The organism is Kordia sp., assembly GCF_045105435.1.
Lineage (GTDB): Bacteria > Bacteroidota > Bacteroidia > Flavobacteriales > Flavobacteriaceae > Kordia.
Map to the genome: position 1 here is coordinate 1 of NZ_JBGCDL010000217.1, position 12574 is coordinate 12574.

General features: G+C 34.1%; 10 protein-coding genes. 4 read left to right on the forward strand and 6 right to left on the reverse strand.

Annotated features, from left to right (window positions below; genetic code table 11):
* The 3 genes from AB8B65_RS11240 to AB8B65_RS11250 all read right to left on the reverse strand — a co-directional run.
* Nucleotides 1–959: leucine-rich repeat protein (locus AB8B65_RS11240; protein ID WP_405301104.1), on the reverse strand; the 959-nt coding region annotated here is incomplete at its 3' end.
* A gap of 245 nt (nucleotides 960–1204) precedes the next feature.
* Entirely contained in the window at nucleotides 1205–2869 is a 1665-nt protein-coding gene (locus AB8B65_RS11245) for a tetratricopeptide repeat protein (protein ID WP_405301105.1), read from the reverse strand.
* Nucleotides 2866–3081, reverse strand: a complete 216-nt coding sequence (locus AB8B65_RS11250) for a hypothetical protein (RefSeq protein ID WP_405301106.1) — start codon at nucleotides 3079–3081, stop codon at nucleotides 2866–2868. The genes AB8B65_RS11245 and AB8B65_RS11250 overlap by 4 nt, the downstream gene beginning before the upstream one ends.
* Before the next feature lie 340 nt (nucleotides 3082–3421).
* On the opposite strand from AB8B65_RS11250, the gene AB8B65_RS11255 reads away from it, so the two are divergent.
* A complete protein-coding gene (locus AB8B65_RS11255) occupies nucleotides 3422–3925 on the forward strand; it encodes a peptide-methionine (S)-S-oxide reductase (RefSeq protein WP_405301107.1) in 504 nt (167 codons plus the stop codon).
* A gap of 284 nt (nucleotides 3926–4209) precedes the next feature.
* On the opposite strand, the gene AB8B65_RS11260 is transcribed toward AB8B65_RS11255, so the two are convergent.
* On the reverse strand, nucleotides 4210–5391 hold the full coding sequence (locus AB8B65_RS11260; protein ID WP_405301108.1) for an AIR synthase related protein: 1182 nt from the start codon (nucleotides 5389–5391) through the stop codon (nucleotides 4210–4212).
* Between the two features lie 139 nt (nucleotides 5392–5530).
* Here AB8B65_RS11260 and AB8B65_RS11265 point away from each other — a divergent pair, with 139 nt between their 5' ends.
* Nucleotides 5531–5713, forward strand: coding sequence for a hypothetical protein (locus tag AB8B65_RS11265; protein WP_405301109.1), 183 nt, complete (start codon nucleotides 5531–5533; stop codon nucleotides 5711–5713).
* A 129-nt stretch (nucleotides 5714–5842) separates the two neighbouring features.
* On the forward strand, nucleotides 5843–8356 hold the full coding sequence (locus AB8B65_RS11270; RefSeq protein WP_405301110.1) for a hypothetical protein: 2514 nt from the start codon (nucleotides 5843–5845) through the stop codon (nucleotides 8354–8356).
* Between the two features lie 3 nt (nucleotides 8357–8359).
* On the opposite strand, the gene AB8B65_RS11275 is transcribed toward AB8B65_RS11270, so the two are convergent.
* Together AB8B65_RS11275 and AB8B65_RS11280 are read right to left on the reverse strand one after the other, a co-directional pair.
* The gene (locus AB8B65_RS11275) at nucleotides 8360–8812 is read right to left on the reverse strand and encodes a GNAT family N-acetyltransferase (protein ID WP_405301111.1); all 453 of its coding nucleotides are present in this window, start codon (nucleotides 8810–8812) and stop codon (nucleotides 8360–8362) included.
* A gap of 92 nt (nucleotides 8813–8904) precedes the next feature.
* On the reverse strand, nucleotides 8905–11088 hold the full coding sequence (locus AB8B65_RS11280) for a glutamine synthetase III (protein ID WP_405301112.1): 2184 nt from the start codon (nucleotides 11086–11088) through the stop codon (nucleotides 8905–8907).
* A gap of 197 nt (nucleotides 11089–11285) precedes the next feature.
* Here AB8B65_RS11280 and AB8B65_RS11285 point away from each other — a divergent pair, with 197 nt between their 5' ends.
* A complete protein-coding gene (locus AB8B65_RS11285; protein WP_405301113.1) occupies nucleotides 11286–12305 on the forward strand; it encodes a glutamine synthetase beta-grasp domain-containing protein in 1020 nt (339 codons plus the stop codon).
* Nucleotides 12306–12574: the final 269 nt, after the last annotated feature.

The following is a 12574-nucleotide window of genomic DNA, read 5'->3' on the forward strand; positions in this document are numbered from 1 at the left end:
GGAATCGTAACACTCGTAAAGTTATTGTTATGAAAAACTCTGAAATCTAAGAATGTAACACCTGTTGGAAGGTTTATGCTCGCTAATTGGTTATTTTCAAAACAACGATCTCCTATTTCTGTTAAGTTTGGAGGAAATACGACACTGGCGAGTTGATTCGTATTAAAAGCTCTCCTTCCTAATGTTGTGACTAAATTAGGTATAGTAACAGTCATTAATTGATTATTTTCAAAAGCACTTTCACCTATTACTGCAACTGTACTAGGAATAACAACGCTGGTTAATTGATTGCCTTTAAATGCATCAGTCGCAATTTCAGTAATAGTATACGTTGTACTGTTAAATGTAACTGTAGTAGGAATTGTTAAACCAACTCCTGTGATAGAACTATCAATAATACTTACAGTACTGTTTGCTTGTGAATTGATAGTGTATGTAATATTGTTGACTTCAAAATTTGGGTTAATTCCGTTGATTGTTGCAAAACCCGTCCATCCATTACTCAAATAAGCATCCTCACTTCCTGTCGGAACCGTTAGTGAAATAACACTACGATCATCAAAAATATTTGTTTCTAATGTTGGTGCTGTAGTACCTAAGACTGTTACTTGTGTAAGATTTGTAAGTTCAAAAGCTCCTGAAAAAATTTCTCTGATGGTTGCTGGAATAGTGATACTTGTTATTGGAGTTTCTTCGAAAGCAAAACTATTAATTTGAACAACACTGTACGTAACTCCTTGAAATGATATTGTTTCGGGTATTACAAAAGCTGCTGCAATCTCACCATCTACAAATGTTACAGCTACTTCGTTAGGGTCAAAGCTTACAGCTTCATACTCTAATCCATCTACGACAAAAGTGACGCCGCCGCCTTCTGGGTTTGCTGTTTGCGCACTACTTTTTGTGATTCCTATACACATTATTGCTGCGTACAGGATAGTTAATATACTTCTTTTCATGGTGTTGAATATTTAGTTTTCTGGTAAATGTGTGATTAAAAATTCGTGTAAAAGTGATTGGCTTTTATGTTGAATTTTCAATTCAAAAACAAAGAAATGCGTATGCCTTGCTTGCAACAAATTTTACAGGGTATCAAAAAGGTATCAATACTTTAATTTATTGATTATAAGATAATTAATCCCAATAAAACATCAGTTTAAATTGTACTTTTGCTAATCTTTTTTAAGTATTTTAATTGTGTTTTTTAGGAATTTATTTGCAAAGTGCTTTTGCGCTCTATACAAGCAATAATATCGTCGGTAGATGCTAAGTTTAATTTCTTACGAATACGATATCTTGACGATTTTATAGAAGGTAATGTAGTGTTGAGCAGTTTACTTATTTCTGTAGAACTCAATCCTAATTTCATCATGCAAAGCAATTCTTTTTCGCGTGGTTTTAATTCGGAAAATTGTGTATCTAGTAGTATTTTGAAATCAATATTTACTTTATCTAAGTAGTTTTGTAAACTTGTCGTAGAACTTTTTCCTGTTTTTTCGGATAGTAACGAAGCAGACAATGACTTTAAAGCAAGTTGTCGTTCTTGTTCATTTTCAAACGTGATTATTTGTCTGATATCATCTAAAGTCCTGTTCAATACTTCTTCCGTAATGGAGTTTTCTATGACTACCTTTTTGAGTTCTTTTTTTCTATTCGCTAATGCCAAATCGGCTTTTAGTTTTTCAACTTCTTTTTGTTGTAGTTCGTTTTTGGCGAAAGAAATTTTTTGTTCTTTTCGTTTTACAATAAAATAAATAGCGAAAATAGCGAATGCCAATACCACAAATATCAACGCAAAATAGAGCTGTTTTTTGGTTGATTCATTTTTTAAATGAACAGCCGCCAATTGTTTTTCACTTTCAAATTGATACGCGTATTCCAAATCTGCCAATCTTTTTACTCTACTTTCACTCACCAACGAATCTTTATAAGCGTCATAAGTCATAAATGCTTTGCGCGAATCTGAATAATTTTTACTGTTGTGCGCAATTTCTGCTTTTCTGAAATAAGACCATTTTAATAATAAACGAGAGTTTATTTTTTTAGCATTCACAATGGCACTATCAATATGTGAAGTCGCCTTGGCATATTCTTTTTGTTGGTTGTAAATATTAGCAATACTCAAATGATTGTTGGATAAATGCTGGTATTCGTTGGTCGTATGTAAGAATTGTAAATTTTCAGTAAAGGTTTTTGCCGCAATATCGTACTTCTCTTCTATTGCATACGTATTTGCTATGTTTGTGCGCACTCTTATGATATATTTTTTTGAAATATTAGGTACTGCTAGGCATTTTTCAAAGTAGTATCTGGCAGAATCATACTTTTTTTCTTCTACAAAAGTTGCTCCTAAACGATTTAACGTAATAACTTGCCCACGCGGAATACTGTCCTTTTTTTGCATTGCCAAAGCACGCTTATAGTACTGTTTTGCCTTTGCATAATCTTTTAATTTTTTGTAAACTGCGCCTAAATTACTCATGCATTTTCCAGCAATTCTATTGTAATTGATCGCTGAAGCAAGATCAAAACCTTCATTTGCATATCGAAGTGATTCTGAATAACTCCCAAGATTAGAGTTCACACTAGAAAGACTATATAATACTTCTGCTTTAAGCATTTTAAAATCATTGCTCGTGTATTCGTTATCATTTAATTCTTTTTCAATTTCTAAAAAGACTTCTTTGGCTATTGATCTATCAAAAAAAGCCAAGCGATTTCCCAAATCAGCTTTGAGTGTTAATCGTGTAATGTCTGTTTCTGCCTTTTCGATTTGAAATTTTAAAGCAGCTACAATGCTGTCTTTTACTTGTGCAGTCGCAGCAAAAGAACCTAGAAAAAACAGTATAATACTAATTAACTTTTTCATAATAGTTGAGTTTCTAGTGATTGTTCTTTTTGTTGAAATGTGCTCAAATTCAAAAGGTATCCTGTTTGCACTACTACGTTTTGTAACGTAAAAGATGCAGCTGGCGTTACAACTTCGTTCGGATTGGTAGTACTGATCTTATAATCAAATCCGTTTACGGTAAATGTCTGTGCAATACTTATTGTCACAATTAGTTGTGCAATGAGTAGCATTCGTTTTGTTTTTAAATAATGTGCCCTAATCATATCACTAGTATTAAAATTGGTTGTATAAATGAGTAGTTTACGTGTGCTTATTTATAACTCAATTTTACTTTAGTGTTAGGCGTAACTAAAACTAAATTTTACATGACAAATGTACTAGCAATTTTAACATTTGTATGTAACAATGCCGCATATTGCTATCACATTTCCGACACTTCGTCGGTTTTTTACACGAATACCATACCTGCATAACAAATTGTATATCAATTAATTACATTCAATTATTTCGATTTCGAAATCATTTTTATGCGCTTTTTAGCGGAATTGTCTCATTTTGTTATTTTTGTATATGATTCAAAAAGTTGCTCTTGGCGGTGGATGTCATTGGTGTACAGAAGCCGTTTTTCAATCGTTAAAAGGCGTGCAACATGTAGCACAAGGTTGGGTACAATCTACCGAAGAAAATGATACCTTTTCGGAAGCCGTCATTGTACAGTTTGATACTACTTTGATTCCTTTGAAAGTACTCGTAGCCATTCATTTGCGTACGCACAAATCGACTGTGCAACATTCCATGCGAAAAAAATACCGTTCTGCTATTTATTATTACGATCAAGCGCAACAGGAAATTTTAAAAAATATTCTTACTGCTGCACAAAGTGAGTTTAAAGAAAAAATCATCACGCAAGTGTTGCCTTTTATTGCTTTTAAAGCTTCGCGCGAAGCAATTACCAATTATTATTATTCCAATCCGAAGAAACCATTTTGCGAACAGTTTATCAATCCGAAATTAAAGTTGTTATTGCGTGAGTTTACGGAGTTTGCGAATTCGGATTTGATTGGGTTTTCTTAGACTTGCTTTGCGCTTAGATCGCTGACGCTATTAGATGTTAGATCGGCTTCGCATTTTAGACATACTTCACTTCGACTCCACACAGTACGAACGTTTTTATAATGTTAGAAATTTTGAAACCTCACTACGAGAAATTTACGTCGTAGTACTCTGTTTCTAAGTAACGTTTAAGTTTTCTTTGAAACAGATTGCTTCGGCTCATCTCGTAAAGACGAATCAAAGATGATAATGATGAAATTATCGAACGAAAATCACTAGAATTGAATTCACAAACAAACTAGAAATTAGCTATATTCAAACGTTCCGTATGTACTGGAAATCGTTAGTTTTTTGCTGTCAGCAGCTGCTACTTTTCCAACAATTTGTGCGTCTACATTGTATGATTTTGAAATGGCAATGATATCTTGAGCAACTTCTGGGGAAACGTATATTTCCATTCTGTGACCGCAATTGAAAACTTGGTACATTTCTTTCCAGTCTGTATTCGATTGCTCTTGAATTAACTTGAAAAGTGGCGGAATTTCAAACATATTGTCTTTTATGATATGTAGGTTTTCCACGAAGTGTAATATTTTGGTTTGTGCGCCACCACTGCAATGCACCATTCCGTGAATTTCCTCCGAAGTATATTTATCTAAAATACTTTTTATAATTGGCGCGTAGGTTCGCGTTGGCGATAAAACAAGTTGTCCCGCGTCAATTGGTGCGTTTTCAATAGCATCCGTTAATTTTGTATTTCCTGAATATACCAAATCACTTGGCACGGCATTGTCAAAACTTTCAGGATATTTCTCGGCTAAGTATTTATGAAAAACATCGTGACGTGCCGATGTTAATCCGTTACTTCCCATTCCGCCATTATATGATTTCTCATAGCTTGCTTGTCCGAACGAAGCCAAACCAACAATGACATCGCCTGCTTTTATATTTGCATTGTCAATCACATCTTTTCGCTTCATGCGAGCCGTTACCGTAGAATCTACAATGATGGTACGTACCAAATCGCCCACATCCGCTGTTTCTCCACCTGTAGCATGAATGGTAACACCAAATTCTTTTAGTTCTTTGATGAGTTCTTCACTTCCATTGATAATTGCCGAAATCACTTCACCAGGAATGGCATTTTTGTTTCTTCCAATCGTAGAAGATAACATGATATTATCGGTTGCACCAACACATAACAAGTCGTCAATATTCATAATCAACGCATCTTGCGCAATTCCTTTCCAAACCGACAAATCGCCTGTTTCTTTCCAATACATATACGCTAATGACGATTTTGTTCCTGCGCCATCAGCATGCATAATAAGGCAATAGTCTTCATCATTCGTTAAATAATCGGGTACAATTTTGCAGAAAGCTTGCGGGAATAAACCTTTATCAATGTTTTTAATAGCATTGTGAACATCTTCTTTTGATGCAGAAACGCCACGCATTGCATAACGTTTTGATACTTCTTTACTCATAGTTGTTGTGTTGTGCTGCAAATATACTTTTATTGTTTAAATTTTTACTCACGACTTTTATAAAAATAGACATATAGTACTTTTATTTTCTATTCTGATTTCTGAGTTTTGATCATTATTAATTTTAAAACTATTAATTATGAAAAAAAGAAATTTAAAGTCATTAGACCTTCACAAAAAATCTATTTCAACACTAAACGATCAGCTTTTAATTAAAGGCGGAACTTCTGGTTGGGGATCTGCTTATTGTACAATGCCAACAATGCAATGTCCTTCTGTTACTGGCGGAAGTTGTAAAGCAACTGATTGGAAATGTCAATAAGAATCTAGAAATTTAGAGAGCGATCTTCGGATCGCTTTTCTGTTTAACTTTCAAAATATACGGCATCTGCCTAATGTTTTCACTTTTGATTATATCACATATTTGTGCTGTAACTTAAAAGTGATTTTTATGAAACGCCTATGTATTGTTTTCTTCGGATTGTTAGCAATGTTGTCTTGTGCTCAAGAAGTGAGAACTCAGAAAGAAATTTTAGACATTCCTAATACTGATTTGGAGCTTGATTTTAATTTGAAAGTTGGCACAGGAACTATTGTTCCCGTAAGCGTTTCAAAAGCTACGTATAAAGATATTGGCTTTTCGTTTGTAGGGCACAAGTTTCAATACCTTAAAAATGATTTTAGCTTGGAAATACACACATTCAAAAATAAAAAACTGCTTCAAACGAAAACAACCTACAATTATGGAACCTTTATGAAGCCACAAGGATTTGTGTTTAATTATGCATATTCTTCAGATGGAAATCTTTCTAAAAGATCAAGTACAACTACTTCAAGTACAAATACTAATGAGACTTTCTATACCTATTCCAACAATAAAATAAAACAAGTAAAAGAAACTGGAACTTTTGATAGTGGTAAAAAGTATGATAAAACTCGAAACTTTCTTTATAAAGGAAACACTATTTCATATGATTTTGACAATGGAACGAAAAATTTTGAGCTTCAAAACAACTTAATTTCTGTAGAAAAAACATTTAATAAAAGTGCAAATAAAACATATATAAATACGTATAAATACAATACAAATGGTGTTTTAGTTAGCCAAGATAGAGGCACATACCAAGCTACATATACATTAAATGATAAAAATCAGATTGCGAAAGAAGTGAACAAAACCTATACACAAACCTTTAAATATGTGTATGACAAATATGGAAATTGGGTGATTGCCTATCCATTAGCTACAAAAAATAAAAAGTTATACGGTTCGCAATTTTCGTATTATATCCGAGAACTAAAATATAGCAATGGAGATGTTACGGGAAGCATCAATCCTGATAATGATGTGACAAAAACATATGTTATAAAATTCCGAACTGAGTTGTATAAAAACTTAGTTGAAGACAATGTGACTTTTAGAAAAACTGCAAATGAAAGTTATTTATTTAAAATAAATAGTCAGCAAGAAGCTAAAAATACAACTTCGGTTTTTATGGGACAAAGTTTGTTGGTGTTTTACAAACCATCTAGAGAATTATATATTCTTGAAGATTTTGAAAGTAAACCCGTTGGAAAAGATTTCCCTGTGAAAAAAGTTGCTATCGATTTGAAAAACGGTTTTTGGTATAAGACAGAAAAAGGTGGCGTGCACGTATTTAGAAAAGATGGAAGTTATATTCAAAAAGTGGGCACTTATGAATTTGCTCCAAATAATATAGATGCTGTTTTTAAAGGAGAAAATGAACCAGAAAAAGTTGTTTTAGTAGATTATAAAAATGTGAAAATTTATACACCATATTCCGTTACATTACATCGTAATTACAAAAGTGATGCTTCCAAAAATATGACGGATAACGCACAACAATTGGCAAATAGTTTGGATGCATATGCTGAATATTACACTGGAGAATGTGTTAAAGGTGATTGTGAAAATGGTTACGGAGAAAAAGAATTTAAAGATGGGAAAACTGCCAGTGGTTTTTTTAAGAATGGAAAAGTATATGGCCCAATTCACACAGCAAGTAAGAACGATAAAAAAAGTGCAATGTCAGTGTATAAAGGTTCATTCTTAGACCCAGAAGGATTTGCGTATGAATACAATGGCGATAATTTGATGATTTTTACAGATGCATCTAAAAATATAGGTTTCTACAACGATTATAAAACCAAGAAAACCTACCAATTGAATTATCGTAATGGTGAAGTAATTTCTAAAACAGAATTGCAATACAACAATTCTAAAACCTGTGTTGTTGGGAATTGTAGCAATGGTGTTGGAATATACCAATACAGCAATTCTACCTATATGGGAACGTTTAAAAACGGTAAAAGAGATGGTTTTGGTTATTTATTTTTTAAAAGTGGCGAAAGTTATATTGGCGAATTTTACAATAATAATTACCACGGATTAGGAACGTATACAGTATCTGATTATAATTATTACATGGGCTTTTACCAAAATGGAAAACCACACGGACAAGGAGTTCAATTTTATTCAAAAGATAATTACAAAGCTGGAAATTGGGTGAATGGTACATTACAATCTAAAGTTTCTTCAAGCTCAGTTTCGACTTCAACTTCGAGTTCAAATTCAAGTTCAACCTCAACTTCGAGTTCAACTTCAACTTCAACCTCAACTTCAAAGACAAGTTTTTCAGAAGCACAAAAAAATAAAGTGTTAGCCTGTAATAATGATACGGAATGTATTTCAAGATACATTACAAGTTTGTATGTAGCAACACGTAAAACGTTGTCTGGAGATGCATTAATCAAGAAAACAACTGATTATTATCATAGCCTCTACTTAATGAATCCGAAGTTAGCGTTTAATACCTTATTTAAAATTGATATGAGTTTGATTGATCTTAAAATGTTGCCACAAGCAGTACAAGCAGATTTAAAAGCTAGAGCACAGAAACTTTCGGATGCGTATGAAAAACACAAGAGATCTAAAGGGTATTAAAACTTATAGAAGTTTCTCAAAACACACACTCTGAGCAACACCAACATATTGATCGTAATTCGGAATCCTTTGATAGTTGTTTTTCTCATAGAATCGAATGGCTTCTGGCAACATAGTTCCTGTTTCTAAAATACAACGTGTATTTCCGAGTTCGCTTGCCCAAGTTTCAAGTGCGTTTAAAATATGAATTCCTAAACTTTTTCCTTGATGCTCACGACTTACATACATTCGCTTTATCTCAACAGTATCTTCATTGTATTGCTTAAGCGCACCGCAACCAATAGGTTTTTCTTCTGAATAAATAACAATTACACATTCTAACTGTTCCAAACCATTGAACTGACTAAAAAACGCATCACTTTCTCCATTTTTAATCGTAAGAAATGCATCGAGTTCTTTGACTAGTTCGATGAAGTCTTTATCTGTAGAATTTGTTCTTTTGGTTTTTAAGTCCATGTTTGTTAATTGATTTTGGATTCCTGCCTACGCAGGAATGACAGTAGTATAATTATACAAGCGAAGCGATCCAAAAGCGAAGCGCATCTTAACTATCTCGTAAACAACAACTCTCTATACTTCACCAATGGCCATAAATTATCATCGACTAGCAATTCTAGCTTATCACAGTGATAACGAATTTCTTCAAAGTATGGTTTTACTTTATTACAATACGCATCTGCTGCTTTTTGCCCGTTGAGTTTGTTTCCTTTTTTACGTTCCTCAATCATTTTATTCACTTTCGAATTGATTCCTGCAATATGCTCTGAAATTTTTTCGATCAAGTCAATTTGTTCAGCAGCTAGCTTTTTAAAGTCATTTCCAAAAATTTCTTTCAATCCGCTTACGTTTTCAATTAAGGTATTTTGGTAGCCAATTCCTGTTGGAATTACATGATTACGCGCAATGTCACCCAAAACTCTGCTTTCTATTTGAATGCGCAAAATATATGCTTCCAACTCAATTTCATGCCGTGCTTCTACTTCTACCTTACTCATTACGTTCATTTCTTCATAAAGCGAAAAAGCTTTTTCAGAAATTTGTGCTTTCAAGGCTTCTGGCGTCGTTTTGTTATTACTCAAACCACGTTTTGCCGCTTCTTTTTCCCAAGCTTCTCCGTATCCGTTTCCTTCAAAGCGTATCTTTTTTGAAGCTTTTATATATTCGCGTAAAATATTAAAAACGGCTTCATCTTTCTTTAACCCTTTTTCGTCTACCAACGCATCAACCTCCACTTTGAAATCTTTTAATTGTTTCGCAATGATTGTATTTAAAACCGTCATTGAACCTGCACAGTTTGACCACGAGCCAACGGCACGCAATTCAAATTTATTTCCTGTAAAGGCAAAAGGTGACGTTCGGTTTCTGTCTGTATTATCTAATAATATTTCTGGAATTTTACCAACAATATTCAGTTTTAAGTCTGTTTTTTCTTTTGGAGATAGTTTCCCTTTGGTTACGTTTTCCAATTCATCCAAAACCGCCGATAATTGCGAACCTATGAATACAGATATGATTGCTGGTGGCGCTTCATTTGCTCCCAAACGATGATCGTTACTAGCGCTTGCAATAGCCGCTCTGATCAATTCTTCATTGTCATGAACTGCCTTAATTGTGTTTACAAAAAACGTGAGGAACTGTAAATTTTTCATCGGCGTTTTTCCTGGACTTAATAAGTTTACGCCCGTATTTGTTGCCAATGACCAATTATTGTGTTTCCCGGAACCATTGATGCCTGCAAATGGTTTTTCATGGAATAGTACTTTGAATTTGTGACGTTGCGCTACTTTTTCCATCACGTCCATTAATAAGGAATTGTGATCTACGGCTAAATTAGCTTCTTCAAAAATTGGTGCCAATTCAAATTGATTCGGCGCTACTTCATTGTGACGCGTTTTTACAGGAATTCCGAGCAACATGCATTCGTTTTCTAAATCGCGCATAAAATTCATGACTCTATTCGGAATGGATCCAAAATAATGATCGTCTAATTGTTGTCCCTTTGCGGGAGAATGTCCAAGTAAGGTTCTTCCCGTAAGGGTAATATCTGGTCTGGCAGCAGCCAAAGCGGAATCAATCAAAAAATATTCTTGTTCCCAACCAAGAGAAGCATTTACTTTAGAAACATTCTTATCAAAATATTTACATACAGCCGTTGCAGCCGTATCTACCGCTTGCAATGCTCTTAATAATGGCGCTTTATTATCTAAGGCTTCTCCTGTGTAGGCAACAAATATCGTTGGAATACACAAAGTTGTTCCGTATATAAATGCGGGTGATGTTGGATCCCAGGCAGTATAACCTCTTGCTTCAAACGTGTTACGAATGCCTCCATTCGGAAAACTTGATGCATCGGGTTCTTGTTGTACCAATTGTCCGCCACCAAACTTTTCCATTGCACGTCCGTTGCCAATCGTTTCAAAAAAGGCATCGTGTTTTTCTGCTGTTGCGCCTGTTAACGGTTGAAACCAATGTGTATAATGTGTAGCGCCTTTGTTAATTGCCCATTCTTTCATTCCTGTAGAAATATGGTCGGCTACTTTTCTATCGATTTTTGTTCCAAATTCAATGGCATTCATGACACTTTTGTACGCATCTCTGGTAAGATGTTGCAACATGGCGTGTTCATTAAATACATTTTCGCCAAATATTTCTGAGCGACGTCCTTTTTCTTCTATTTCCACAGGTGTTCTGTGTAATGTTTCTTGAAGTGCGTTAAATCGGAGTGTAGCCATGATGAATTTTATTATTTTTTTACAAATATATCAATTTTGACGTATTTTTTCATCATAAAATAATCATACCCCTAAAAAATAGGGGTTGTTAATAAACATTTAATAATTTACACAAACTTAACCTTACTTTTTGAGAGGTATTTTTTAAAATTGAATTATATTTGCAAACGTAATAACAAATATGAACAGCAATTATCATGAGTAAAATTAAACTTGAATACATTTGGTTAGATGGTTATAAGCCAACTCAAAACTTACGAAGTAAAACTAAGGTTGAAGAACACGAGAACTTTCAAGGAACTGTAGAAGAACTTGACAATTGGTCTTTTGATGGTTCATCTACTCAACAAGCTTCTGGAGGCGCATCTGATTGTTTATTAAAGCCAGTTGCTATTTATCCTGATCCGACGAGAAGAAATGGATATTTAGTAATGACTGAAGTTTTAAATGCAGATGGAACGGCACACGAATCTAATGGACGTGCAGCTATTGAAGATGAAGATAATGACTTTTGGTTTGGTTTTGAACAAGAGTACTTTATTATGGATAAAGAAACACAGTTGCCTTTAGGTTTCCCAATTGGTGGATATCCTGGACCGCAAGGAATGTATTATTGCTCTGTTGGAGGAAGAAATACACATGGTAGAGATTTTGTTGAAGAGCATGCTGATTTATGTATTGATGCAGGATTGAATTTTGAAGGAATTAACCAAGAGGTTGCTTCTGGACAGTGGGAATTTCAATTGTTTGCAAAAGGTGCTAAGAAAGCCGGAGACGAAATTTGGATTGCACGTTATTTACTAGATCGTTTAACAGAAAAGTACGGATACTATATTGAATATCACCCAAAACCAGTAAAAGGTGATTGGAATGGTTCAGGTATGCATGCTAATTTCTCTAATACGGTATTAAGAACTTGTGGTTCGCAAGAAACGTACGAGAAAATTTGTGAAGCATTTAGACCTGTTACCGCAGAACATATTGCTGTGTACGGAGAGTTTAACGACCAACGTTTAACGGGAGATCATGAAACGGCTTCTATCCATGACTTTAGTTACGGTATTTCTGACCGTGGCGCTTCAATCCGAATTCCTATTATTACTGTGGAAAAAGGATGGAAAGGTTGGTTGGAAGATAGAAGACCAGCTTCTAACGGTGATCCATATAAGATTGCAGGAAGAATTATTAAGACTGTAAAATCGGCTAATATTAAGTAATTAGTTTTGATCTTAAGATATAAAAAGAGCTTACAAATTAGTTGTAAGCTCTTTTTTTGTATTACACAGATGGTACAATGTTGTTTATTATAACCTGTTGTGCATTTTGATAAAATTTTGTCAAATCGAGTGAATTTTACGATTGAAAATGAGTGAAATTTGTATCGAGAATAGAATATTTTGTACTAAACAGTTCTCGATACGATTTTTCGTACCTCAAAATCACTCGAAATGACGTTTCGTTATACTTTTGAATTCAAAATGCACAA